This window comes from Chromohalobacter canadensis (genome assembly GCF_029544075.1).
GTDB classification, from domain to species: Bacteria; Pseudomonadota; Gammaproteobacteria; order Pseudomonadales; family Halomonadaceae; genus Chromohalobacter; species Chromohalobacter canadensis_A.
Genome location: NZ_JAJQJH010000001.1, coordinates 373,937 through 399,255, shown reverse-complemented (window position 1 = coordinate 399,255; position 25,319 = coordinate 373,937). Strand labels below are relative to the sequence as shown.

General features: G+C 62.8%; 23 protein-coding genes and 1 pseudogene. 6 read left to right on the top strand and 18 right to left on the bottom strand.

Going from position 1 to position 25,319, the window contains the following annotated elements:
- Positions 1-36 precede the first annotated feature (36 nt).
- The gene (locus LUN51_RS01960; RefSeq protein WP_277809900.1) at positions 37-810 is read left to right on the top strand and encodes a zinc-dependent peptidase; all 774 of its coding nucleotides are present in this window, start codon (positions 37-39) and stop codon (positions 808-810) included.
- Positions 811-875: 65 nt separating this feature from the next.
- Here LUN51_RS01960 and LUN51_RS01955 read toward each other — a convergent pair whose 3' ends face one another.
- From LUN51_RS01955 to LUN51_RS01940, 4 genes are all read right to left on the bottom strand, one after another.
- Entirely contained in the window at positions 876-2,021 is a 1,146-nt protein-coding gene (locus tag LUN51_RS01955; RefSeq protein WP_277809899.1) for an aldo/keto reductase, read from the bottom strand.
- Positions 2,022-2,155: 134 nt separating this feature from the next.
- A complete protein-coding gene (locus tag LUN51_RS01950; protein ID WP_277809898.1) occupies positions 2,156-3,319 on the bottom strand; it encodes a zinc-dependent alcohol dehydrogenase in 1,164 nt (387 codons plus the stop codon).
- 283 nt (positions 3,320-3,602) lie between these two features.
- Positions 3,603-5,408 carry a DUF748 domain-containing protein gene (locus LUN51_RS01945; protein ID WP_277809897.1) on the bottom strand — a complete coding sequence of 602 codons (1,806 nt, stop codon included), beginning with the start codon at positions 5,406-5,408 and terminating at the stop codon, positions 3,603-3,605.
- Entirely contained in the window at positions 5,405-6,085 is a 681-nt protein-coding gene (locus tag LUN51_RS01940; RefSeq protein ID WP_277809896.1) for a haloacid dehalogenase type II, read from the bottom strand. Before LUN51_RS01940 ends, LUN51_RS01945 begins: the two co-directional genes overlap by 4 nt.
- Positions 6,086-6,284: 199 nt before the next feature.
- On the opposite strand from LUN51_RS01940, the gene argC reads away from it, so the two are divergent.
- On the top strand, positions 6,285-7,232 hold the full coding sequence (gene argC, locus LUN51_RS01935; protein WP_277809895.1) for an N-acetyl-gamma-glutamyl-phosphate reductase: 948 nt from the start codon (positions 6,285-6,287) through the stop codon (positions 7,230-7,232).
- Positions 7,233-7,318: 86 nt separating this feature from the next.
- Here the strand turns inward: argC and egtB are convergent, their stop codons facing one another.
- The 10 genes from egtB to LUN51_RS01885 form a co-directional block, all read right to left on the bottom strand.
- Positions 7,319-8,638 carry an ergothioneine biosynthesis protein EgtB gene (egtB, locus tag LUN51_RS01930; RefSeq protein WP_277809894.1) on the bottom strand — a complete coding sequence of 440 codons (1,320 nt, stop codon included), beginning with the start codon at positions 8,636-8,638 and terminating at the stop codon, positions 7,319-7,321.
- Between the two features lie 63 nt (positions 8,639-8,701).
- The gene (locus LUN51_RS01925) at positions 8,702-10,111 is read right to left on the bottom strand and encodes an NADH-quinone oxidoreductase subunit N (protein WP_277809893.1); all 1,410 of its coding nucleotides are present in this window, start codon (positions 10,109-10,111) and stop codon (positions 8,702-8,704) included.
- The gene (locus LUN51_RS01920; RefSeq protein ID WP_156961541.1) at positions 10,111-11,598 is read right to left on the bottom strand and encodes a complex I subunit 4 family protein; all 1,488 of its coding nucleotides are present in this window, start codon (positions 11,596-11,598) and stop codon (positions 10,111-10,113) included. The genes LUN51_RS01925 and LUN51_RS01920 overlap by 1 nt, the downstream gene beginning before the upstream one ends.
- Entirely contained in the window at positions 11,595-13,487 is a 1,893-nt protein-coding gene (locus LUN51_RS01915; RefSeq protein ID WP_277809892.1) for an NADH-quinone oxidoreductase subunit 5 family protein, read from the bottom strand. The genes LUN51_RS01920 and LUN51_RS01915 overlap by 4 nt, the downstream gene beginning before the upstream one ends.
- The gene (nuoK, locus tag LUN51_RS01910; protein WP_110061041.1) at positions 13,487-13,792 is read right to left on the bottom strand and encodes an NADH-quinone oxidoreductase subunit NuoK; all 306 of its coding nucleotides are present in this window, start codon (positions 13,790-13,792) and stop codon (positions 13,487-13,489) included. Before nuoK ends, LUN51_RS01915 begins: the two co-directional genes overlap by 1 nt.
- A gap of 27 nt (positions 13,793-13,819) precedes the next feature.
- Positions 13,820-14,473, bottom strand: a complete 654-nt coding sequence (locus tag LUN51_RS01905; protein ID WP_277809891.1) for an NADH-quinone oxidoreductase subunit J — start codon at positions 14,471-14,473, stop codon at positions 13,820-13,822.
- Complete coding sequence (locus tag LUN51_RS01900; RefSeq protein ID WP_277809890.1) at positions 14,473-15,396, bottom strand: NADH-quinone oxidoreductase subunit H; 924 nt, start codon at positions 15,394-15,396, stop codon at positions 14,473-14,475. The genes LUN51_RS01905 and LUN51_RS01900 overlap by 1 nt, the downstream gene beginning before the upstream one ends.
- The gene (locus LUN51_RS01895) at positions 15,389-16,699 is read right to left on the bottom strand and encodes a hypothetical protein (protein ID WP_277809889.1); all 1,311 of its coding nucleotides are present in this window, start codon (positions 16,697-16,699) and stop codon (positions 15,389-15,391) included. The genes LUN51_RS01900 and LUN51_RS01895 overlap by 8 nt, the downstream gene beginning before the upstream one ends.
- Positions 16,690-17,037, bottom strand: a complete 348-nt coding sequence (locus LUN51_RS01890) for an NADH-quinone oxidoreductase subunit A (protein ID WP_246919956.1) — start codon at positions 17,035-17,037, stop codon at positions 16,690-16,692. Before LUN51_RS01890 ends, LUN51_RS01895 begins: the two co-directional genes overlap by 10 nt.
- Before the next feature lie 219 nt (positions 17,038-17,256).
- Positions 17,257-18,252, bottom strand: coding sequence for a DMT family transporter (locus LUN51_RS01885; RefSeq protein ID WP_246919953.1), 996 nt, complete (start codon positions 18,250-18,252; stop codon positions 17,257-17,259).
- A 104-nt stretch (positions 18,253-18,356) separates the two neighbouring features.
- Here LUN51_RS01885 and LUN51_RS01880 point away from each other — a divergent pair, with 104 nt between their 5' ends.
- On the top strand, positions 18,357-19,286 hold the full coding sequence (locus LUN51_RS01880; RefSeq protein ID WP_277809888.1) for a LysR substrate-binding domain-containing protein: 930 nt from the start codon (positions 18,357-18,359) through the stop codon (positions 19,284-19,286).
- A gap of 13 nt (positions 19,287-19,299) precedes the next feature.
- Here LUN51_RS01880 and LUN51_RS01875 read toward each other — a convergent pair whose 3' ends face one another.
- On the bottom strand, positions 19,300-19,635 hold the full coding sequence (locus tag LUN51_RS01875) for an exopolysaccharide biosynthesis protein (RefSeq protein ID WP_277809887.1): 336 nt from the start codon (positions 19,633-19,635) through the stop codon (positions 19,300-19,302).
- Positions 19,636-19,658: 23 nt separating this feature from the next.
- Here LUN51_RS01875 and hemN point away from each other — a divergent pair, with 23 nt between their 5' ends.
- Positions 19,659-21,047 (top strand): oxygen-independent coproporphyrinogen III oxidase, encoded by a 1,389-nt coding sequence (gene hemN, locus LUN51_RS01870; protein ID WP_097021945.1) that lies wholly within the window; start codon positions 19,659-19,661, stop codon positions 21,045-21,047.
- Between the two features lie 3 nt (positions 21,048-21,050).
- Positions 21,051-21,524 (top strand): hypothetical protein, encoded by a 474-nt coding sequence (locus LUN51_RS01865; RefSeq protein WP_075368147.1) that lies wholly within the window; start codon positions 21,051-21,053, stop codon positions 21,522-21,524.
- A 44-nt stretch (positions 21,525-21,568) separates the two neighbouring features.
- Here LUN51_RS01865 and LUN51_RS01860 read toward each other — a convergent pair whose 3' ends face one another.
- The 3 genes and pseudogenes from LUN51_RS01860 to ubiT form a co-directional block, all read right to left on the bottom strand.
- Positions 21,569-22,756 carry an NnrS family protein gene (locus LUN51_RS01860; RefSeq protein ID WP_277809886.1) on the bottom strand — a complete coding sequence of 396 codons (1,188 nt, stop codon included), beginning with the start codon at positions 22,754-22,756 and terminating at the stop codon, positions 21,569-21,571.
- Positions 22,757-22,900: pseudogene (gene sdhB, locus LUN51_RS01855) on the bottom strand (succinate dehydrogenase iron-sulfur subunit); the annotation flags it as partial.
- A 389-nt stretch (positions 22,901-23,289) separates the two neighbouring features.
- A complete protein-coding gene (ubiT, locus tag LUN51_RS01850; RefSeq protein WP_075368150.1) occupies positions 23,290-23,808 on the bottom strand; it encodes a ubiquinone anaerobic biosynthesis accessory factor UbiT in 519 nt (172 codons plus the stop codon).
- Positions 23,809-24,133: 325 nt separating this feature from the next.
- Here ubiT and LUN51_RS01845 point away from each other — a divergent pair, with 325 nt between their 5' ends.
- Positions 24,134-25,288 carry a methyl-accepting chemotaxis protein gene (locus LUN51_RS01845; protein ID WP_277809885.1) on the top strand — a complete coding sequence of 385 codons (1,155 nt, stop codon included), beginning with the start codon at positions 24,134-24,136 and terminating at the stop codon, positions 25,286-25,288.
- The last annotated feature ends 31 nt before the right edge of the window (positions 25,289-25,319 follow it).

The window sequence follows — 25,319 nt, the reverse complement described above, 5'->3', positions numbered from 1 at the left end:
GATGCGTCGTGGGAGACGTCGAGAAGGAGCCCAGTCATGAAATGGTGGAACGCCTGGCGCGGTGAGCGCCATCACTTCCCTGCCGAGGCCTGGGCTGAGGGCCTTGCGCGGGTACCGCTATTGATGACATTACCCGATGAGGACGCACGCCGCCTCGGCGAGCGCGCCTGGGCCTTCCTTCGCCGCAAGCGGCTTTCATTATTCGACGACGAGTTGTTCGACCTTCCCGCACGGTTGGCGCTAGTCGCCCAAGCCTGCCTGATGACGCTCTACTGGTCGGAGGGCGATGCCCGCGAGGCCTTTGCTAACGTCCATGAGGTGCGCGTACTGCCGGAGGCATTCCGCAGCAAGGTCGCGGAGATGGACGAGGCGGGCGTGGTCCACGAATTCGAGGACGAGCGCGTCGGCGAGACCTGGCATCAGGGGCCTATCGTCCTGGCTTTGTCGGACATCCAGGAAAGCGGCGACTGGGGCGGCTTCAACGTCATCATTCATGAGTTCGCCCACAAGCTGGACATGGGCAACTCACTGGACGCCGACGGCTTCCCACCCTTGCCACGCGATATCGATCCACGTGACTGGCACCGCGTCTTTACCGACGTGTGGGAAGACCTTCAAGCGCATCTGGCTCGCGGCGACGCGCCCCCCATCGACGACTATGCCGCCAGCCATCCCGGCGAATGCTTCGCGGTCTGCTGCGAGTACTTCTTCACCGCACCGGACATCCTCGACGCCGCCTATCCTGAGCTCTACGCACTGCTGGGACGCTACTTCCGGCAGGCACCTCTGGATCGCATGCCTCACCAGTAACCGGCGCTACGGCAACACGAACTCTGCAACCGCGGCGCCTTTTACGTTCCGGCGTGGGCTACACATCAGCTCGGTGTAGGTGCGTCCTGAGCGATCAACCCTTCGCTCTTAAGCTCCTGCCAGAGTTCGGCGGGGATCTTGGCCGTCATCGAAGCCCGGTTTTCGCGCGCCTGCTGGGCATTGCGCGCGCCAGGAATGGTAGCGGCGACCACGTCGGGCGCGGCGGTGAACTGTAGCGCCACTGTGCGCAGATCGATCCCATGCCGATGGGCGATCCGGGCGATACGGTCGCGTTTTTCCCAGTAACCGTCGGGGATGCCGCCACTGTACAACCAGCGATTCACTCCAGCGAGAAAGCCAGCCCCCAGCGGCGCGCCGACGATTACCGACACGTCGTTCTTACGGCACTTGGGAAACAGGCGATTCAGCGCATCCTCATGATCCATCAGGTTGTACTTGGTGGCCTGCAGCATCACGTCAGGGTCGGAAGCCTCCATGGCCGCCAGGCAGGTTTCGATGTTGTTCACTCCCATCCCCCAATGGCCGATGATGCCTTCCTCGCGCATGCGCGACAGCTCGGGCATGGCGCCCTTGCGGGCCACCTCGAGAGACTCTCTCCAGTCGTCGCCCAGCATGCCCGGCGTCAGGTCGTGAATGTAGACGATGTCGAGCTTGGGCACGCCCAAGCGCTGTAGGCTGTCCTCGACCGAGCGACGGGTACCGGCGGCGGTATAGTCGAAGTGGTAACTGAAGTTCAGATCGCCCTTCCAGTTACCCTGGCTATCCACCGATGCGTCGGGTTTCAACAGGCGCCCCATCTTGGTCGACAACAGATAGTCCTGCGGGGGCTTGTCGTTGAGAAAATGTCCCAGGCGGCGCTCGGACAATCCCATGCCGTAGAACGGCGAGGTGTCGAAATAGCGCACGCCGTTTTCCCAACAGGCTTCGAGCATGTTTTCGGCTTCGTCGTCGGGCGTAACCTCGAAGATGTTACCCAGTTGGGTACCGCCCACGCCGAACTTGTGCTCGGGTGGAAACAGCTTCGAAGCCAGCGGAGGATTATTGGGCAATTCGGAGATGGGGCCCGCTTCGTTACCGGCCGCAGTCGTGTCGGCCGGACTGGAACCTTCCCCAGCGGCCAGCAGGCGTGGTGCAGCTGTTGCGGTCGCCGCGGCCGCCGCTCCGGTCAAAAATTGTCTACGATTCGGCATGGGTCCCTTCCTTGGCATTCCAGTGGAGCTGAGAAACGTGTACGGCACCACGGAAAAGCCCCACCGAAATGGCGACGCTTTTCCGCATATGACCTGCATGTCAGTTAGGTGCTTGACAATTGAACGGTGGCGCCTTACGGCGTCATCACCACCTTGATGCAGCCATCCTGCTTGGCGTTGAAATTGGCGTAGGCCTCAGGTGCCTGGGCCAGCGGGTAGCGATGAGTGATGATGAACGACGGATCGATCAGCCCCTGCTCCACCGTCCTCAGCAGCGGTTTTAGATACTGCTGCATGTGGGTCTGGCCGCTTTTGACCGACAGCGACTTGTTCATCAGCGCGTTCAACGCGACGCCATCGACCTTGTCGGTATATACCCCGGGCAGCGAAAGCCGGCCGCCCTTGCGTACCGACATGGTCATCTCGTTGAAGGCGTTGGGGTGATTTTCCTCACTTGAATCCGCACTGCGGCGCTCAGCTTCGGGATCGCCCTGCCCGTGTGCTTCGGCACCCACACAGTCGATACCGCAATCCGGGCCACGACCGCCGGTCATCTCGAGTAGCTTGCTGTAGACGTCATCTTGTTCAAAGTCGATGACCTCGGCGCCGGCTTTCTCACTGGCCAGCTTCAGGCGTTCCGGCACGCGATCAATCGCGATCACCCGCCCCGCGCCGCGCATCCAGGCGCTGCGAATGGCGAACTGGCCGACCGGACCGCAACCCCAGATGGCCACGGTGTCGCCGGCTTCCATGTCACAGTTGTCGACCGCTTGATAGCCTGTCGGATAAATGTCCGAAAGAAACAACAGCTGGTCATCGCGCAGATCGGATTCGACCTTGATCGGGCCGACATCCGCATAAGGCACGCGCACGTATTCGGCCTGACCACCAGGGATACCGCCAAGCATGTGCGAATAGCCGAACAACGCGGACGGCGAGTGCCCCATGGCACTGGCGGCCATCTCAGCGTTGGGGTTGGACTCATCACATAGCGAATAAAGGTGCTTGTTGCAGAAGAAGCAGCTGCCACAGGCAATAGTGAAAGGCACCACCACGCGATCGCCCTTTTGCAGGTTATTCACCGCCGAGCCGGTTTCCACGACCTCGCCCATGAATTCATGACCGATGATGTCGCCTTCCTTCATACCCGCCATCAGGCCATTGTAGAGATGAAGATCGGAACCACAGATCGCGGTTGCAGTGATCTTGATGATCGCGTCGCGCGGTTCTTGAATCGTGGGATCATCGACGTTATCGACGCGTACGTCATGCGTTCCGTGCCAAGTCAATGCTTTCATGGTGACTCCTTGTCACTAGTTGACTCCGTGTCTGCAGACACCCAACCAGTTGCCACTAGACGTTTAGACATCTGCGCGAAGAAAAATATATCCTTTAATATCAATCATTTAAAATGAAATTAAACGTATGGGGCGTTCTTTTAAACTAGGAAGCAGCTACTTGACTGTCAAGCGAGCCGAAGCAAGAACGTTCCCGATCACATTTATCTGAGCCCCTCGACGCCGCCGTTGCGAACCGGTGGCGCCGAGCCCAGGTGAGTGGTCCTGGTGAATGGCCGGACGCTTACTGGCGGGTGCGGGCACGCTCGTAGAGTGTGGGGGCATCCTTGCTGCTCTCGTCACTTCCGACGCTCTCATTACTCTCACCGCTACGGGTGTCTGCACCATTATCGTTTGCATCGTCCAGGTGACTGTCGTCGCTGCCACCGACCACCTCGGAGAGCGTTTCCAGTGGCGATGACACCAGATTCTCAAGCGCCTCACGAATCGCCTGACCGGCAACACTGCCGAAATCCACCGATCCTGGGTCGTCGAGTGGCAAGCGCATGGGGATATCGAGCTCAATAGTGCCGTCGTCACTCTTCAGGACACCGACCAGTGTCTTGAGCGGCAGATCGGTGGCCGAAGCGTCAACCTCTTCACCAAGCTTGAGCCGATGCAAAACAAGATGATTCTGTGCTCTCAGGCGGCCTTGCTCGAGCCGGTAGTCGAGATCCAGCGTCGCCTGGCCCCGCTCGACGGCATAGCCACCGAACTCGCGCAGGTAGGGTGCCAGGGTCTTGAGATCGAGGCGCTCGAAGTGCAAGTTCAAGTTGCCATTCAGCGCGTCACCGAGCGGGTCGAAGGTCCCCTCTATGCGTAGCGGCGAGCCGTAGGCCACCTGGCCCTCGAGCGACAACTGGCCGTCACCCGGCTGGTTGGAGTTGAGATGTCGCCACTCACCATTCAATGCCGAAAAATCGAGCTCGAACGGGCGCGGCAGGTGACGGTCGCTGAAGGCCACCGCACCATGCTTGATGGCTAGGGTGTCGAGCGCATAGTGCATCCCGCCTCTCGCGGAGCCACTATCCTCAGAACCACCGTTCGATGACGGCGGGCGCCAGGCGGTGAGGTTAGTGTCGAGCTGTTCATCGATCGTCACATCGAGCCAGGGTGCTGCAAGCAACACCCGTTCGGCGGTCAGTTCAGGCTGCGCGCTTGCGAACCTCAGTCCCTCCACGGCGACGCGTTCAGCACGGGCGATGGACTGATCCTTCTCAGGATCACGCATCTCGAGCCCTGCAACCTCACCCTGACCGTTGACTTGTGTGCCGGCATCACTGGCGCGGCCTGCACGTAGCCGGATCTGTGCGCTCAACGCGCCTGCCGACGGCTCGGCGCGCATGGCGTGGGCCAGATAGCCCGATAACACGGTCAGCGGTACCTGTTCCGCGTGGAGATCGATATCTACCGTCCAGGGCGAGAAGCCCATTTCGCCCTCTCCCTTCAGCATGCCGCCACTCCAGTCCGCCTGACCTTGCAGAGAGAAGGGGCGATCATCGCTATTGTCATAATGGCGCGCCTCTAGATCGAGGCTTTTCAGACTCAGCGTCAACGGCTCGTCGGGGCGCCGGTTGATCCAGTCCAGTCGGCCGTCGCTGACGTTGAGCTGGGCGATACGCAGGGGTGCCGAACCGCCTCCTCCACCGCCGCCGAATAGCCGGGCCAGGTTCCATGCTCCCCCGGAGCGCCAGATCAGTTGCAGCCGCGGCGCCTTTAGATCGATTCGCTCGAAGCGCCAACCCGATTCAAACAGCGAGTGCCAATCGAAAGTCGCCACTACCCTTTGGCTTGAGAAAACCGGCGTATCGGCCTGGCCGGCGATACGTAGCCCCTCGAGGGTCACCTGGTGACGCCATGGGGTAAGGGTGACATCGTCGATCGTTACCTGACGGCCGCTGCGCTCGGCCAGCGTCTGGCTAAGGCGCTGGTCGATATACGCTGGCAACGCCCACAGCCAGGCGACCAAAAAAAGCAGCACCAGCGCCGCCAGTACACTCAGCCCTATGCCAAGGCGGCGCGGCAGCTGAGCGCGTCTCGTCGAGTTCACCTCGCCAGGCGCTCGGCAAGCTCATCGAGATCGCTCACCGTCATATCGGGTTCATCGCCCCAGGGGTCGAAAGGCGCCTCAGCGCTGCGGCGCACCCAGGCCGCATGCAAGCCGGCGTACTTGGCCCCGATAATGTCGAAGGGGTTGCTGGAAATCAGCCAGGTATCGGCGGCCTTCGACTCGGTGCATTGGCGCAGATAGGCGTATACGGCGGGGTCGGGCTTGAAGCGCTTGATATCGTCGACACTGACGATGGCATCGAACCGCTCGCGGATGTCCGCCTGCGCCAGCAATTCCGTCACGGCCTCCCGGGTGCCGTTAGAAAACGCCACGCAATACATGCCGGCATCGCTCAAGCGTGCCAACCCCTTGGCAACATCGGGAAATGCCGGCAACCGCCCATAAAGGGCCATCAGCCGGTCCTTGGCGACTTCCGAAAGTTGGCTGCCCATGGCGCGGTCGGTAAATTCCAGCGCATCACGCGTGCAATCGGCGAAGCTTGCATAGGCGCCCATCAGCGAGCGACGGAAGGCAAATTCAAGTTGCTTATCCCGCCAACGCTGCGAAAAAGGCAATGCCATTTCGGTATCGCCCAGTTCCGTGTGCAATGCCTCTACCACGCCGTGAGTGTCGATCAAGGTGCCATAGACATCGAAAGCCAATACACGCTTATTCATATGTCGTCCTTATCACGCTTTTTTCAGTGGGTGACGCAAAGTCCCGACCCTTCTCAGATTGGTCGTTTTTGCGAGTCACGACAAGCGCATTGACGCCGGAAACATGACAGCGCGGCCGCATCGACGCACAATGGAGGACAATACGCTGGCAAGTGCTGTCGGCATGTACGGACCCGGTCAACGAGGCAACGAATTTCCCATGGCATTCAAGGTATACGTAGACGGTCAGGAAGGCACTACTGGGCTGCGGCTGCTGGATTATCTAGAGGCACGCGAGGATATCGAACTACTGCGCATCGATAGCGATAAGCGCAAGGATGCTACCGAGCGTGCACGTCTTCTCAACGCCGCTGATGTGGCCTTTCTGTGCCTGCCCGATGCCGCTTCTCGCGAGGCCGCAGCGCTGCTCGAAAATCCCCAAACTTGCCTGATCGATGCCAGCACGGCTTTTCGCACCGATGCCAAGTGGACCTACGGCCTACCCGAACTGACGCCAGGCCAGCGTGATGCCATTCGCGCCAGCAAGCGCATCGCCAATCCAGGATGCCATGCCAGCGCCTTCATCATGCTTACGCGGCCGCTGGTCGACGCTGGCCTGCTGCCCGCCGACACGCCGCTGGCAGCGCATTCGATCACCGGCTACAGCGGCGGCGGCAAGAAGTTGATCGCCGAGTACGAGGCCGGCCACGACGATCGTCTTGCCGCCCCACGTCCCTACGCCATGGGGCTGGCCCACAAGCATCTGCCGGAGATGCGCGTGCACGGCGGGCTCGAGCGCATCCCGGTTTTCCAGCCGATCGTCGGCCCCTTCCTCAAGGGCCTCTCGGTGACGATTCCCCTGCATGTCGACCAACTTAGCCCCGGCACCACGGCGGAGGCGCTGCGCAAGGCTTACGCCGATCACTACGCGGGCGAGACCTTCGTCCGCGTCATGCCTCTTGAGGACCCGGCCAATCTAGATGGCGGCTTTTTCGAGGTGCAGGGCTGCAACGACACCAACCGAGTCGACCTGTTCGTGTTCGGCAACCATGAGCAGGTTTCACTCGTCGCTCGGCTGGACAATCTAGGCAAGGGGGCCGCCGGCGCCGCCGTACAGAGCATGAACTTGCACCTGGGCGTGGACGAGGCCAGCGGCCTCTCGGCGTGAGCGCCGGGGCTCAACCCATGGCCGATCATGCCTCAATGGGAGCCGCTTGCCGTTAGCGAGCGGTGTGGCCAGGGTCACGACGTTAATCAGAGGCTCTCCTTGGCAAGACGGAAACCGGAAAACGCCCAACGCGCATGTGGCGGGAAGAAGTTGCGATAGGTGGCACGAATGTGATCGGCCGGCGTCGCGCAGCAGCCACCCCGCAACACCATCTGGCCGGACATGAACTTGCCGTTGTATTCCCCCAGGCTGCCCGGCAACTTGCGAAACCCCGGATAGGGGCGATAGGCGCTGCCGGTCCACTCCCAGACATCGCCGAACATCTGGCTCGGCGCGCCGGTGGTCGCGGCGGCAGCTACCGGCTGCAGATGGTCCTGCTCGACGAAGTTTCCCTGCCCGACGCTGTCCCGAATGGCGGCATCATGGGCCACCGTCTCCCACTCGGCCTCGGTGGGCAGGCGAGCGCCGGCCCACTGTGCATAGGCATCGGCCTCGAAGAAGCTGACATGGCAAACCGGCGCGTTCATGTCGACCGGTACCAGGCCGCCCAGGGTGTAGTGATGCCAGACGCCGTCGCGCTCGACCCAGTAGAGTGGCGCCTGCCAGCCTTCTGCCTTGACCGTCGCCCAACCCTCCGATAGCCAGTAGTCAGGTGTGTCGTACCCTCCCGCCTGCATGAACGCGAGAAACTCGCCGTTGGTCACCGGACGCTCGGCGATCTGGAAAGCCTCGACGAACTGGCGGTGGCGCCCCATCTCGTTGTCATAGGCGAACCCCTCCTCGGTGTCGTCATGGCCGATGTAGCGAACGCCGGCCGGGTAGGCATGCCAGCCGAGCGCAGCCACGTCATGCTCAGGGGGCGACGCCAGGTCGTCCCGGTAGACCGGGTACAAGGGGTTCTGGGCCAGGATGTGCTTGATATCCATCAGCAGCAGCTCCTGATGCTGCTGTTCGTGCGGCAGGCCCAGCTCGAGACGCCGGAGAATCTCCTGGAGATGTTCCTGCGGTGGATCGCTGAGCAGCGCTTCCATGGCCCGGTCGACGTGAGCGCGATAGCGATAGACATCGTCCACGGTCGGCCGCGAGATCATGCCGCGCTCGGGCCGGGGGAACGGCGTGCCGTGGGTCACGTAATAGGAATTGAAGAGATGATCGTACGCGGGATCGAGGGGCTGGTAGGCGGAATGAAACGGTTTCAGGATGAAGGCTTCGAAGAACCAGCTGACATGGGCGATGTGCCATTTCGGCGGGCTGACGTCCGGCATGCTCTGCACCATGTAGTCTTCCTTGTGCAGAGGTGCGCAGATGGCCTCGGTGGCGGCACGGATCCGCTGGTACGCGCGCAACCATTCCTTGATATGCAGGCTATCTGGCGTTTCGATCGTCGAACCTTGAGCGGGTGACATGGACGACTCCTTTCTCAGTATCACTCCATTGACGTGGATCCGGCGGGCCAGGCCCGCCGGGGCCTACAGGGCAAAGCGTATCGAGCCTGTAAACAGCGAGAGCGCTTCCGCGCCGAGCCCTCCGGCGATCAGCAGCACACCCGCCACGGCCATCGCGGAGCGCGCCCACTGGCCCGACAGCAAATGCACGGCGGACTGGCGGCTGCCGAACATCATCGGCGCGACGATGCGCAGGTAATAGAACAGCGAGACGACGGTGTTGATCACCGCCACGAGCGCCAGCCAGGCGTAACCGCCCTCGAGGGTGACGCGAAACAGCATCAGCTTGCCGAAGAAGCCGACCAGCGGCGGGATACCCACCAGGGACAACAGCGACACGATCAGTATCGTTGCCGCGATCGGTGCGTGTCGGGCCAATCCTCGATAATCGTCCAGTGCGGTACGTCCCCGCAGGTGCGTGACCACGGCGAAGGCGGCCAGGTTGGCGATGGCATAGCTCGCCAGGAAGAACACCAGTGCCGGCAGGGCCTGATCGCTGATACCCAGTACCACGATGGCCATCAGGGCATACCCGGACTGGGAAACCGATGACCAGCCCAGCAGGCGACGCACGTCCGTCTGTCTCAACGCCGCCACGTTGCCCAGCGTCATGGTGGCGACGGAGATCGATGCCACGATCGCGCGCCAGGCGACATCCGGCGGCAGCAGGGAAACGAAGCGGGCCAGCGCTACCGCGGCGCCGATCTTGGGAATGACGGTCAGAAAGGCTGCCGACGGTACCGGTGAACCCTGCGCTACGTCCGGCATCCAGGCGTGAGCCGGAAACGCCGCCAGCTTGAAGGTCAGCCCCAGCACCACGCAGGCCGTGGCGATGGTCAGTGCCAGGCGGTCGCTGTCCGTAGCAAGCGCCTGGGCGATGTCCGGATACCCGGTACTGCCGGTCAGGCCGAACAGCACCACCACCCCGATCGTCAGCAATGCATTGGTCAAGGCGCCGATCAGGAAATACTTCATCCCGGCCTCCAGCGCGGGCGCCCAGCCACGGTGATAGGCGGCCAGTGGGTAACTGGCCACCGAGGACAGCAGCACGCCCAGCACCAATTCCATGGTATCGCTGGCCGATGCCATCATGATGACGCCCAGCAGAGCGAACAGCACCAGCGCGTAGTACTCGCCATGGCGGCGATCGGTCCGCATCCATTCAGGCGACATCGCGACGACCAGCGCACCGGCGACCAGCACCACCAGCTTGCTGGCGAGCGCCACGCCATCCAGCGCCCAGACATCGGCAAATGTCAGTCGCGGCGCCCCGCCCCATTGCGCGACGGTCAGCCCCGCGCCGAGGCCGATGGCGAGCAGGGCCAGCACGGCTGCCCAGTGATGCTGCCGCTGACGGACGAAGCTGGCGAACAGGACGATCGCCACGGCACCCAGCGTCAGGCTGATTTCCGGCAGTACGTCACCGATAGGCATCAGCGGCCTCCCACCAGCAGCGTCGCCGATGCCTCGACCAGGGTCAGCAGAAACGCCGGCGCCACGCCGATGATCACGAAGCCTGCCGACAGCACCGCGAGCACGCCCCACTCGATGGGACGCAGATCCTCGAACTGCGCCCAGCGCTCCGGCATCGCCCCGAAGAACACCTTCTGCAGCATCTGCAGAAACAGCGCCGCCGTCACCAGGATGCCCAGCACACCGATGACGGCGAGCCATGGATAGACACCGAAGGTGCCGGCAAAGATATGGAACTCCGCCACGAAACCGGCCAGGCCGGGCAGGCCCAGGCTGGCAAAGGAGGCGAGCACGGCGAAGGCGGTCAGCCACGGGGCCTGACGCAGCAGACCACCGTAGCTGTCCAGGTCATACTCCTCGGTACGCTGCCAGAACGAGCCGCAGATGAGGAACAGCGCCCCGGTAATCAGGCCGTGCGCCACCATTTCCACCGTGGCCCCCACCAGGGCCAGCTCGCGGGCATATCCGGTATCCTGGATCAGGGCGCCGGCCACCGCGATCCCCAGCACCGTGTAGCCCATGTGATTGATCGACGTGTAGGCAATGCGCCGCTTCAGGTTGCGCTGGCCGAGCGCCACGAAGGCCCCGTAGAGAATCGATGCGACCGCGAACAGCGCAATGACCAGGGCATGGCGAGAGAATGTCTCCGCCATCATGGCGAACGGAATGCGGATGATCCCGTAGGTGCCCATCTTGAGCAGCACCCCGGCGAGAATCGCCGAGACCGGCCCCGGGGCATCGACATGCGCCTGGGGCAGCCAGGTATGCACGGGCACCATCGGGGTCTTGATGGCGAAGCCGAGCATGAGGGCGAGAAACACCAGTGCGGCCGTCATGCCCGCACCCGCCAGCGGTTGCTGCTCGATGAGCACGCGCATGTCGAAGGTATGCGGCTCGACCGACAGATAGAGCCCGATGATCGCCAGCAGCAGCAACAGCGAGCCGCAGAAGGTGTACAGAAAGAACTTGAACGCGGCGAGCTGCGCCTGACCATGCCCCCAGCGGCCGATCAGGAAGAACATCCCCACCAGGCTCAGGTCGAAAAAGACATAGAAGAGCAGCAGGTCCAGCGCCAGGAAGACACCCAGAGACACGGACTGCAGAAAGAGCATCCAGGCATAGTACTGGCGAGGCTGATGCTTCGTGTCCACGGGGTAGGCGATGCTGGCCGAGAAGACCAGGGCACTCATCGTCGCGACAGCCAGGGCAATGCCATCCACGCCCAGCCTGTAGCCCATGCCCAGGCTGGGTACCCAGGGCACTTCCTCGACGAACTGGAATAGCGCGCCTTGCGGATCGAACTGTCGCCACGCCCAGATCAGCAACAGCACCGGCAACACCGAAACCGCGATGGCACACCGGCGAGCCGCGGTCTCGGTCCAACGGCTTGAAACGGCGAGTGCGAGGGCCCCCAGCATGGGAAGCCCCAGGGCTGCAGTCAAAATCAAAGGAGCGCTCCTATGCTCAGGATGATCAGGATCGCGGCGAGTCCGGCCGCGATACCGGTGTAGTAGTGATGCATCTGCCCGGTATGCGCCCGACGTGCCACTTGTCCCGCCCAGTCGATGCCCTTCGCGAGCTGGTTCGTGGCACCATCGAACGCGCCTTCGCCACGCCGTTCTCCCAGCCTGGCCAGCCACGCACCAAAGCGGGCACTGCCCCGGATCCCGGCATCCACGGCGCGATCGTCGAAGCGTGCCAGGCCATGGCTGAACATCAGCATGGCCTCCGCGCCACGTGCTGCCAGCATCGGCAGGCCCAGCCAGTCCGCCACGCCGGTTCGCGTGGCGCCAGGTCGGCGCGCCCCTGTCACTTCACGACGCACCGCCCAGGCACCCAGGCCCATGCCCAGCGCCACCAGCAGTAGCGACAGGATGAGTTCCCACGGCCTGGTCCCGGGAAAGTGCACGGACAGCCAATCGGCGAGGCCATTTCCGACACCGGGCCACCAGAGTAGCGACAGTGCCAATGTGCCTGCCGCCAGCAGATAGAGCGCGACGGCTTCCGCCCAAGAGTGGCCGGGCCGGGAGACAGCCTCGCTCATGCGGTCATGCCGCCCCCGCCCGAACGCCAGCAGTTGAAAGCGCGTGGCGTACAGCGCACTGAGCCCTGCCGCCACGGCGACGATCACGGCCAGCCAGGACGCCTGATGGCCGGCGGCCGTGACGATCTTCTCCTTGCTCCACGCCGCACTCAGCGGAACGACGCCCGCCAGCGCCAGGCTGGCCACCATGCTGGCTGCCGCGACGCCAGGAAGCAGGCGACCCAGACGCATCGCCGTCAGCGAATAGCTGTCGACATGGCGTTCGGCGATGCCGGCGGCCAGGAACAGCGCCGCTTTGGTGAATGCATGCGTGACGAAGTGCACCAGGGCGACGCTGGGAAAGCCCGCCCCTGCCGCCAGCCACATCAGGCCATACTGGGCCGATGTCGAGGCGGCCAGCAGCTTCTTGGCATGGCCCTGAAGACAGGCCACCAGTCCCCCTGCCAGGGCAGTGGTCAGCCCCAGCGTGATGGCGACCGGCGCAAACCAGGCGACGGCGGAGAGTTCCGCATGCAGCCGGACCACCAGGTAGATCCCCGCCGCGACCATGGTCGCCGCATGGAGCAATGCCGACACCGGTGTCGGCCCGGACATGGCGGCAAACAGCCAGGGAGAGAACGGCACCTGGGCGGATTTCGCGGCGGCGGCCAGCACGACGCCGGCAACAAACACGTCCAGCCGCCACCCATCGAGTTGGGCCAGGTCTGCAAAGGCAAACGAGCCCGTGCCGGCGAACGCTGCCGCCGCGGCGATGTACAGCCCCAGATCCCCGAAGCGAGTGACCAGGAACGCCCAGGTGGCATCCCGCAGGTTGCCGGCCTTCTGCCATTCATGGGCGATCAGCGCCCACGAGCATGCCCCGACCAGTTCCCAGGCGATCAGCAGGGTGACAAAATCCTCGGCCAGGACGAGCAGTTCCATCGCGCCGACGAACGCCGTCAGCAGCGCCACCAGTCCGACGGGAGGGCGCACCGTCTCTCTGCCACTGACCGGCGATGCTTCATGGTAGGCGCTGTAGACGATGATCGGCGCGGCGATCAGTGGCACGACGATGGCGAACACGGCGCTCGCGGATGTCATCCCGAGCGACAGAACGACTCGGGAACTCCAGCGATAGGTGCCGCTCCAGTCCGCCGTGACCGCGATGCTCACGAGCAGCAAGGTAGCGACCGTGATCGCCACCCCCGCCAGGGTCAGCACGGCACGGCCCCTGTCGTCGCCCGGCCAGCGCTTGCCGACCCCATGGATGACGAGGGCCGCCAGCAGCGGCAAGAGAGGAACGGACCACAGCATCAGTGTTTCAGCCCGGTCAGCGATTCGGTCATGTCGGCCTGTTTACCGCGGAAGACCGCGACCACCAGGGCGAACCCCATCGCCATCTCGATGGCCATCACGGCCATGACGATGATCGTCAGCAGTTGCCCTTCCGGCACCCCGGCCCCGCTGAAGGCCCAGAACGCCACCGCCGCCAGCATGACACCGTTGAGGATCAGCTCCAGACCCATCATCAGCATCACGAACGACTGCTGGGAAAGCGCGCCATAGATCCCGATACCGATCAGTGCCGCTGCCAATAGCAAAAGTGTGGTGAGTGTCATGCAAGCCTCCCTGCCTGTCTGTGCCGCTCAGTGGTGATGGTGATGATGGTGATGATGGTGATGATGGTGATGCCCACCCTCGCCCGCTTCGTCCTCCTCGGGCTTGCCTGCCGGGTCGCCGCCCGGTTCCAGCCCCGGCGGCATCGAGCCCTCCGCCGCTGCGCCATAGCGCCCGCGATGGCTCGACAGCACCACCACGCCGATCATGGTGGTCAGCAGCACGAGGCCCGCCGATTCAAAAATCAGCATCGACTCACCGAGCATTTCGTTACCCAATGATCTGACGGGCTCAAGGCCTGCCGGCACCGGCTGATCGGGAAAGGGCGCCAACAGGGCCATGGCGCCCAGTATCAGAAAACCGGCGACGCCGGCCCCGATGGCGATACGTTCCTGATGGACCATGTTCATGGGATTCAGGCCGGCCGGGTTCATCATGAACATGACCATGAACAGCGCCATGACCGTCATTTCCACGGCCATCATGAAGAACATGGCAACGCCCAGGTATTCCGCCGCCAACAGGATCATGATCACGCCCACGGCGATGAACGACACCAGCAGAAAGAAGGAGGCCCGTACCATCGAATCGGTGCGAAACACGCGCCACCCGGTGACCACCGCCAGCGTGGCCAGCAGCAGAAACGCGATATCGACACCGAGGCCGTGATTCATGCTCTCCATCACAACAGCGCTCCTGTCCCGGCCCATACCAGATCGATGAACGACAGCGGCAGCAACACGACCCACATCAAGGTGACGCAGCGCTCCGGCGCCAGTCGCGGCAGTAGCCGCCCGAGCAACAGCAGCACGCTCAATACCGCCAGCATCTTGAGGGACATCCATAACGGGCCGGGCAGCCAGGGCCCCAGCCAGCCCCCCAGGAAGGCAGTCGCTGCCACGCCGCTGAACGCGACCAGCATGCCCGCCCGGGCCATGTCCCAGACCAGCCGTGGCGGCCCCGAGATCTCCGAGGCCGTGCCGCCGGCAAGATCCGTCGAATCGGCCAGATTCAGCGGCCCCCAGAAGGTCATGCCCAAGCCGACGATGAGAAACAGCGGCAGTCCCAGTGGCTGGCGGATGACATTCCACAGACCTTCCTGCGAAGCCACTACCTGGGTGAACTGCAGCGATTCGGCCGGCAATGCCACGCCGATCAGCACGAACATGCTGATCAGGATGTAGGAGAGCCCCAGCGCCACGTACCGGTACCCGCCGATCAAGGCCAGTAACGAATTCGCCGACCAGCCATGCAAGAAGATGACGACGGTCGCCAGCGCTTCCACGCTGCCCCACAGCACCACGCTGGTGACCAGATCCGTGGCAACCAGCGATGCCGACCATGGCACCACCGCCAGCCCGCCCGCCGCCAATGCCAGATACAGGGCCGGTGCCAGCCGCCAGGCCCGCCAATCCGGCGCTTCGGTGGCATTGGCGTGCTGGGTCAGCAACCAGGCGCCGCGCGCCATCGGCGCCAGCCAGATACCTCCGGCCTGGGGAGTGCCAAGCGCGCTGGCAACCAGGCGATCGAGCACGGCAACGGCATAACCGCCGACAACCAGCATGAAGATCACCATGAGAACCGGCAGAAACAGCTCGCTAAACATCGTTCCCGGTGCCTCCCCGTACCGCCCGGGACTCGCCGGATGGCCGTGTGCCGACAGGTTGATCGGCCACCCCCGCGACATCCAGACTGGCGACCGTCACCAGGGCATCGCCCCACTCCAGCCCGGGTAACAGCTCGTCGAAGAGCGCGCTCGCATCCGCCGACCGCCGCGCCGACCAGGGGCCACGCGGCGTCTCGATGCCGCCTACTCGCTCTGTGTGTACCTTGTCGCGTTCGGCCAGGCGGGCCAGATGGAGGGATTGATCGATTTCGTCCAGCAGCTGCCACCAGCGAGCATGGGTATCGCCTGCGGCCTGGCAGACGGGAGAGAACCCCAGCCGTCGATAGCCGGCATCCTCCGAGCGCAGATCATCATCCATTCCGGCAGCTCGGGCGGCGGGTCCGCCAATCATGCGCGCCTGCTCGGGGCCGAGCGCGCCGCCGCCCGCCGTCAGTCGAAAGAAGCCGCTACGTGATAGCGCGCGGCGCAATCCATCGAGGGTGCTCGACGTCGACAATCCATGCGCCAGGCGCAAGGCCCGCAGGCTCACGTTCTCCAGGCCCGCCAGGTGTAACGCATGAAACAGCCGCTGCAGATGATGGCGGGCCCGGGCAAGCTCGACCTCCGCAATGGGGACGGGGCGCTCGAGCGCGTCGCAAAAGACCTCATCGAGAGGTTGTGGATACGGCGCCAACTGCGTTTTCCATGTCTGCACGAGATCCCCTTGCAGGGTGATCTCCGCCGCCATGCCGGGCGGAAACGCGCAAAAGAATGGCCCCAGCCGGAACGTCAGTGAATCCAGCGTCAAACCGTCGCGAATGTCATCCTCCATGTTCATGGCCATAGGCCGCCCGTAGGGCACCCCGCCCATCATGCCTTCGCCGCCCTGGCCAAAGTCGCCCTCGCCTTCCCAGGGGGTGGGCGGCTCATCCGGCAGGAGACGATGAGCACTGCCGCGGCGGCCTTCCATCAGTTCGCGATGCGCCGTGACCAGTGCACCGGGCAGGTCGTCGAGATCGTCGATACGGGCCACGCGTTCCAGATGCGGCCAGGGTTCGCTGCGAAACCACAGCGTCGTGAAAGGGTATGGCAATTGGTCATGCACCCGGCGCAGGGGCTCGAAACGGTCGGCCGGAACCTCCCCCGCCACCAGCAAGACACTGGCATGACGCGGCGAGTCGACCAGTTCGATTCGCGGCGATAACGCAAGGTGCTGAAGCACGCCATCCCCCTGCTTGCCCAGCACGGGAAATACGGGAACGCGGCCACGCACGGCGAACTTGTGCAGCCAGTTCACTGCCACTTGAACACCCCCTCACGCCAGGCATAGATGATGCCCACCGACAGGATGGCGAGAAACATGCCCATCTCCATCATGGCCTTCATGCCCTTCTCGACGAACACGACCGCCCATGGGTACATGAACATCATCTCCATCTCGAAGGCGATCAACAGCAGCGTCATGGAGTAGTAGCGAACGTGGTAGCGGTTCCAGGCGTGGCTGTCGGGCGTCCCCCCGCCCAGAAACGGCGCGCGCTGAGACCAACTGGGCCGCGGCTGGTGACGCATGGGCAACCACTGCATCAGCAGCCCGGCGCCCAGTGCAAGAATCAGAATGATTAGAAGGGCGAACAGCTCCATGCGAATCCCTCGCGTTGCTGACTCAAACGAATCTTGGCCATACCTTGGCCTTGCACTTTCGCACACTCAATTTCAAAGACTAGATAGCGGTCCTGAACGCCACCTGCCAACATGCGACAGCTCCTTGTCCGTGTTGAGGTAACGTCTATCCCCTATGTATAGGGAAGGATCGCGGACGACTCAACCTGCATCCAGCCCCCAGGTTAAACAATGGCATCGTTATCTCGGCGGTCCCGCCGGATAGCCGGATCGGGTCTCGGTGCCGACCGATGCGGTAACGGACGGCATGCAGGCGGGCGTGGCGCGCCAGACGCACACCCCCGCCACGCCCACGCACAACATGCCCACCGCCGTGGCCACATCCGGCGTCTCGCTGAACAGCCACCATCCCCAACCGGCCGCGAAGATGAGATACGTGTAATCGAAAATGCCGATCAAGGCAGACGGGGCCATTTGATAAGCCTTGGCCACCGTGCTGCTGGCCAGCACGAAGAGTATCGCCAGTCCCGCCAGTAGCCACCAGGCTTCGGCTGGAAGCGAACGCCAGGGCGCCGTCAGGAAGGTCGGCGTGGTGCCATCGGCCGGTAGCTGCCCGTGCAGCGTCATCCATAGACAGCCCACCGCCCCCAGACACAGAAAGCCCAGATTCAGCGCCCCGGAAAGCACCAACGGCGCTTCGTCGCGGCAATGAACACGCGTCACCACGCAGGCCAGCGCATAACACACCGCCGCCAGCAGCGGCAGTGCCACCATGGGCGTGAAATGCATAGTCCCCGGGCGCAATATCAGCACCACGCCGGCAAAGCCCAAGACGATCCCCAACCAGCCTCCTGTCGAGAGCCGCTCGCCGGCCAACCAGGCAGCGAACAAGGCAATGAACAGCGGCGAGGTGTACAGCGCCACCGCCGCCATGGAGAGCGTCAACGTCGGAAGCGCCGCATAGAAGGTCAACCACATCGCCATCAACAAACCGGTTCTGACCAGCACCCAGCGGCGTAGCAGCGCTCGTCCCAGACGCATCACGCCACGTCTTCCGAGCAGCAACCCCAAAAGCGGCGACGCCAAAAGCGCACGCAGCACGTACAGCTGCCAAACACCCACGTCATCGCTGATATACTTAACCAGAGCGTCGGCCATCGAGAGGCAGAAGACCGAGGCGACAATACAACCGATGCCTTGCCATTCTGAGGTTTGTGCCCCAATTATCGGCTTCATGAACGTTCTCCCTGAGCAAGAAGCCGCTCAAGAGTGCGCGCCCCAGGCATGCACGACAAACGAGTTATACGTCACTTTCCATGAGCTGTGATTATGGATCGCATATGAACCGACTAGGCAAGGCCTTGCCCCCGCTCGCCAGCCTGATGCCCTTCGAAGCCGCCGCGCGCCTGGAAAGCTTCTCGCGTGCCGCCGAGGAGTTACATCTCACCCAGGCCGCCGTCAGCCGCCAGATTCGCGCCCTGGAGGAAAACCTCGGCGTGTCGCTATTCGAGCGTCGCAACCGGGGCGTCTTCCTCACCGCCGCCGGCCGCGAGTTCGGGCGCACGGTGAGTACCGCTCTGGAGAGCGTCGCAACGCATGCCAACACCTTGCGAGAGGAAGTGCATGACGGTGTGGTGGTGCTCTTCTGCCAGCTCTGCGAAGCCTTCTACTGGGTCATGCCGCGCCTCGCCGCATTCAACCGGCGGCATCCGGAAATCGAGGTACGCCTGGTGACCTCGACGCGCCCCGTGGTCGAGCATCACGACTATTTCGATGTCGCACTGCAGACGAGCGGGCGCCCCAGCGGCAGTCACGCGCTGTCCTTCACCGCGTCCGACGAGATCTTTCCGATTTGCAGTCCCGATTATTTCGCGGCACAGCAGCGTCCCATCACGCTGGCGAACCTCGCCGAGCACCGTTTGCTGCACCACAGGGCCGACTCACCGGACTGGTTCGAGTGGGATAGTTGGCTACGCGCTATGGGGAACTGTATGCCCCCCCTGGGAAACGGCATGATTTTCGATAGCTATCCCTTGGTCCTTCAGTCGGCGCTTGCCGGGCATGGTATCGCCTTGGGCTGGCGGCGCACGGCCGAGCGCCTGGTGCAAAACGGCCAGCTCGTACGCCCGGTCAATGCGTCGCTGCCGCTCAGCGACGCGCTCTCGGTGTATACGCGACAAGGCGCTCAATCGCGGGTGGAAACGCTGGCACTGCTGGACTGGCTACAGCACGAATTTAACGCCGATCATGGCGGTGAGGCAGCCTTTTAAAGGGGGGGGGGTATTACAACAAGGCGACGATCACCACGCCGACCGTGCCGCCGGTGAGGATCAGCGCCAGCAGCGCCCAAAGCCCATCATTGGCCATCAACGACAAGCCGAACATCATCAAGGCCAGGCCCGCACCATTGGCCGAGAAAGGCACCACTTCCATCAGCGGCATGGTCAAGGCAATGAGAAAGCAGAAAAGCGCCACGAGGCAGGTGCCGGCGCGCGGGAAGGCCTTCCCGCTCAAGCCGACACCTTGCGGTTGCCTTTGAGCGCTGACGATTCGTTCGATCGCCTCGAAAATGATCGAAAGCAACTTCCGTGGCAGCAAGACCTCGTATAGTGCACTCATCACTCCCTTCTGGTGACATGACCATGAGTCAAACACAGGTCTTCGACCGTGCCCTGGTCAATAAGTACGACTTCCCCGGGCCACGTTACACTTCCTACCCGACTGCACCCCAGTTCCACGAGTCCTTCGCGCTGGACGACTACCGGCAAGCCACCGAGATGAGCAACGGCGACCCGTTACCCAAGCCCCTGTCGGTCTATGTCCATATTCCGTTCTGCATGAGCCTGTGCTACTACTGCGCCTGCAACAAGATCATTACCCAGAAGACCGAGAAAGCGGCCGAGTACCTTGGTTATCTGAAGCGCGAGATCGCCCTGCATGCCGAACTGTTCGACGCCGACCGTCGGTTGACCCAACTCCACCTGGGCGGCGGCACACCGACCTACTTCACCGACGAACAGCTTACCGAGCTGATGGATGCCTTGCGCCAGGCGTTTCGCGTCGATACCCGCAGCGCCTACGAATTTTCCGTGGAAGTCGACCCACGCACGGTCACGCCCGAGCGAGTTCACGGCCTGCGCCAACTAGGCTTCAACCGTTTGAGCTTCGGCGTTCAGGATTTCGATCCTGACGTGCAGGCCGCCGTCAATCGCATCCAGAGCGAAGGCCAGGTTCGCGCTCTGGTCGAGGCAGCCCGCGAGGCCGACTTCGATTCGATCAGCGTCGACCTGATCTATGGCCTGCCGCTGCAAACCGTAGAGAGCTTCGATACCACCCTGGCCAAGATCATCGATATCCGGCCAGATCGCATCGCTGCCTACAGCTATGCCCACCTGCCCAGCATGTTCAAGGCTCAGCGCCTGATTCGCCCGGAGCACATGCCGCCGCCGGAGCGCAAGCTGGAACTGCTCGAGCTGACCATCCAGCGCCTGACCGCTGCGGGGTACGTCTACATCGGGATGGATCACTTCGCGCTGCCCGATGACGAACTGGCCCAGGCCCGCCAAAACGGCACGTTGCAACGCAACTTCCAAGGCTACTCCACACATGCCGACTGCGATTTGATCGGCCTGGGTGTCTCCGCCATCGGCAAGGTAGCCGACAGCTACAGCCAGAATACCAAGACGCTTTCCCGGTACTATGCCTGCCTCGATGCCGGCCGCCTGCCGGTCGAGCGCGGCTACCAACTCAATGACGACGACCGTCTGCGCCGTGATGTAATCATGGCCCTGATGTGCCATGGTCACATCGACATGGCCCATTTCGAGCACCGGTACAATATCGAATTCGCCCACTATTTCGCCGACTCGCTGGATCAGCTGTCCAGGCATATCGCCGATGGCCTGGTGGCGATCGAGGGAGGTGCAGTGGGGCTATTGCCCCGGGGGAAACTGATGATGCGCAGCGTAGCCATGGCCTTCGACGCCTACTTGGGCGAGGGCCAGCGCGGCCTGTTTTCGAGAACCGTGTGACACATGGAATACTACTTTCTGGCCCGGGTCGTGCATGTGCTGGCCGTCGTGCTATGGATCGGCGGCGTAGCGATGGTGACCACCGTCCTGCTACCGGCAGTGAAGCGCTTCAAAAGCGATACGGAGCGCGTGGCATTCTTCGAGAAAGTGGAAGCACGCTTTGCCTGGCAGGCACGCATCACCACGCTGCTGGCGGGACTCAGCGGTTTCTACATGCTGGATGTCGTCGGCTGGCAGCGCCTGACGATGATCGAGTACTGGTGGATTCACGCCATGATCGTGGTGTGGCTGATCTTCACGCTGATGCTGTTCGTGTTCGAGCCGCTATTCCTGCACCGCTGGCTCCATGCACGCGCCGAACGCGCCCCCGGATCCACGTTTCGGCTCGTCCAGGGGCTGCACTGGTTCCTGCTCGTCATCAGCCTGATTACGATCGCGGGGGCGGTGGCAGGTAGCCACGGCTGGTTCTGGATATGAACATCCCAGACGGCAATGGGTTTCACCATATTCCGAGCTTGCATTCAGCCGGGGCGCCCGTCAGCGCGTGGTCGGCTCAGGATCGGCCAGTAGATAAGCACGAAAAGTAGAAAAGCAACCACCCAGGCCACTGCCGAGACGGTGAGCGCAGGATAGGCCAGTTGCGGCACGAAGGCCGCAATCACTCGCACCGCCCCCGCAGTGATGACAGCGATATAGATCCATATCGCCAAACGCGGCAGACGCATTGGCCGCCCCGTATGCCCCACCGCTACACGGGTCATCACGCCCAGTATCAAGGTACCGCCTGCTCCGGCCCCCATCGCGTGCATCCAGACACTGGGAGATAGCGCCAACCAAGGCGTCATCGCCTTGAGAAGCAGGGCAACGACAATCCAGGCCATGGCAAAGTGAAGAATCCATATGAGGGGCTCCCCCGAGGCCTTCCAACCCCGCCAAGCATGGAGTCGCCAACCATTGACGAGTGCGGCGAACAATGCCATGAGGCTGGTTAGCACGGGAAACGGCATCGCCAAGTCGACCGGCAGTATAGCGACCATACTCCAGAAGGCCGCACGATCCAGCGCCTCCGAGCGTCTCACCTGGGTGGGATCCTTGCCCTGCATGCGTAGCCAGTTGGCAGTGAACGCCGGTGTGATCCGACCGCCGATTACGACCATGAGCGTGGCAATCAGATCCAGCGCCAGGATTTCACCCAGCCGTCCCCCGCCAAGCCAGAGCCCACTGAACCCCAGGTGCATCAACAGGTTGGCTCCGGTGAGTAGAGAGAGCAGCGCAACCAGCACCAGGTTGCGGTAATTGCCGTGGCGCAGCAGCACTTGTGCGACATATGCCGCCATTGCCGGCAAGAAGGCCAGATCGATCGCCGCGATCAGCCACAGCGGCAGCCAGCCCGACAGCCACATTGCTACCCGCCCAGCTGTCCACAACAAAATCAACGCCAGCAGACCGCCACCCTTCAGAGGTGGCGCTCCCGTCCAGTTGCACATGGCGGTGAGCAAAAACCCTGCGATGGCTGCCGGCATCATGCCGAAGAGCAGCTCATGCGCATGCCACTGGACCGGATTCACACCCAGCGGCAGGGGCAGCCCGCCGAACAGGAAGGCAGTCCATGCCGCTACCAAGCTTGCCGCGTAGAGCGCGGTGAGCAGGAAGAAGGGCCGGAACGCATAGGCGAGCAGCACGGGCCCGTCGTTATGGCGGAAGCTCACTTAAACACCCTCTTTCAATAGCATTTCCCGAATACGGCCGATGGCCTTCATCGGGTTCAATCCTTCAGGACAGACCCACTTGCAGTTACCGACCTGGCGACAACGAAAGACACTGAAAGGATCCTCGGGACTCTGCAGACGCTCTCCCGCCTCGATACGTCGCCCGCCGAGCGTTACCGGGCAGGTGGCAATACGCCGATTGGACATCAAGGGCGCATCCATACGCAGGATCTCCCCCTCCGCCGGTAGCGCGTCGACCAGCTTGTCGGCAATATCACTGTAGAGAGGCTCGAAATCGCGCATGGGGCCCGGCGCGAAGTAGGGTTCGATCAGGCGCCGGAAGCGGGCATGCTCCGGCGGGTCCATGGCATTGGGTACGGCTTCGGCGCGGGGATCCCAGTCCTGGTGGGGAGAATACTCGCTCATTCTGTCTCCTTCGGGCACCGGCCCCGAGGTTACCGGGCCCAGTGCCATGATCTAGGCGGGGGTAAGGCCATCAGGCCAGAACGAGAACGCAGACGTCTTGACTTCAATCAGGAAAGCCTATCCTCTCCCCCTGGCGTCTCCGGAGACGTCCGGGATGACTGGGCACCGCGATCGTGACGCACCAGCCGCTCCAGGCGTTCCAGCCACTTGCCCAGGCGGCCCTGAGCAAGCCCTTCCTCGCGACCGTCGAGCAGATTCTTGACCGTCAGACCCAACTCGGTGTCGCCTTCGATCAGCAGGCGGCGCTGGAAGAACAAGGCATCGGGATCTTCGTGGCGGGTCGCCAGGCACAGGAACTCACGCCAACCACCACGAATGGTCGCCTCGCCGGCCTCGCGGCAAAGCACCAGCCGCCCTGCTTCCAACCCCAGGGTCAGTACCGCATCCAACTCCTCGACCCTCAGCGTGATGCGGCGTCCGTCGAGGGCATCGAACTCGCCTTCGACCAGCGGCTCGGCGAAAGTTCGGTTGAGCAACGGCTCGACCAAGCGACGCTTGAGCGCCAGCGGAGCTCCATGATCGAGAGCCCGCAACAGAAGCAACGGTGGCGGTAACGACAATGGCATGGTGACCCTCCTCAACGATCGGTAGCCACCCATCATGCCACTGAAGCAACACCGCAAGCCTGACTGATATCAAGGTCGTCGCACGTCTTCCCGATGGCGAAAGCCGTTGTCTCTTGTCCCGCCTCTTCTCCGTCCATCACTGGTCCATCATGGGCAAACCATCGATATCGTTCAGGTTCTCACGACTATGGAGACGGTCATCATCACCTCATTACACCGGGTAAAATCGACCTACTCCGTATTAATTATCGAAAGATCAAACAGTTAGAGTTGGCACGCTTCCTGCCATAGAGAGGTGCACGCGTTACCACAGGAGCACGCCACCATGACCCTTCTCGCCTTTCGCCATGGCAGATCTCGTCAACACACCGAAAGCGCACATACCGAAACGCTGCGTGCCGAGCGCGACCGACTTCAAGCGCGCATCGATGCGCTGGAAACCGAGCAGCGGATACACCAGCACCTGTTTACCAACCTTACCGATTTCGGCGAATCCGTCGTGGCCTTGCGCGAGTCCTTCTCGGAGCTCTCCGGCCTGCTGATGGGCAACCAGCGGATCACCGATTTCACCACCAACGAATCGCGGCACAGCCAGGCCGCCTTGAATGCCATGGTCGATGAACTCCGTTCACTCAATACCCGCATCGGGCAGGCCGCCGAGCAGGTGACGTCGCTGCGCGGCGATGCCGGGCGCATCGGCAACTTTGTCAGCGTCATCGAGGAAATCTCCATGCAAACCACGCTGCTGGCCTTCAATGCCAGCATCGAGGCGGCACGGGCCGGCGATGCGGGGCGCGGTTTCGCCGTGGTGGCCACCGAGGTACGCCAGCTCGCCTCGCGCACCAATGATGCCACCGACGAGATTGGCGGGTTCAACGGCAGCATCCTGAGCCAGGTCGACCAGGTCGACGGCGTGATGGTCGACAATGCCCGCAAGGCCGAACGTCTGAGCGCCGAAGCCAGCCACGTGATGCAGCGTACCGAGCAACTGTTGGACCTGACCAGTGAAAGCAGCCCGACGCTCTCCTTCTCTGCCATGCTCAGCGAGGTCGAGCTCGCCAACCTGGAGGAGTTGGAAATCAAGCTGGAGGTCTATCGCATTGTCATAGGGATTTCGGACAAGACGGCCGACGACCTGCCCGATGAAACCCAGTGCGCCCTGGGCCGCTGGTACTACGAGGGAAAGGGTAGCCAGCAGTTCTACAGCGACAAGGACTTTCAAGCGCTGGAAGTCCCGCATCGCGAAGTCCACCAACAAGCCATCGACGCCGTGACGCATCATCAGGAAGGACGCATGGACGACGCGATGGCAGCCCTGTCGCGGATGGAGTCCGCCAACCTGGATGTCATGAAACGACTGCGCTATATCATGCGCAAATATCGCCCGGATACGCAGCGGACGATGTTACCCGAGGCCGAAAACTTGCCCGAGGCGACCGAGGCGTCCGCCCTACCGCCCGCCCGAGCCTCGCTTCTGTGAAACGTGTAATGGGGAGAGGCAGGCACCAAAA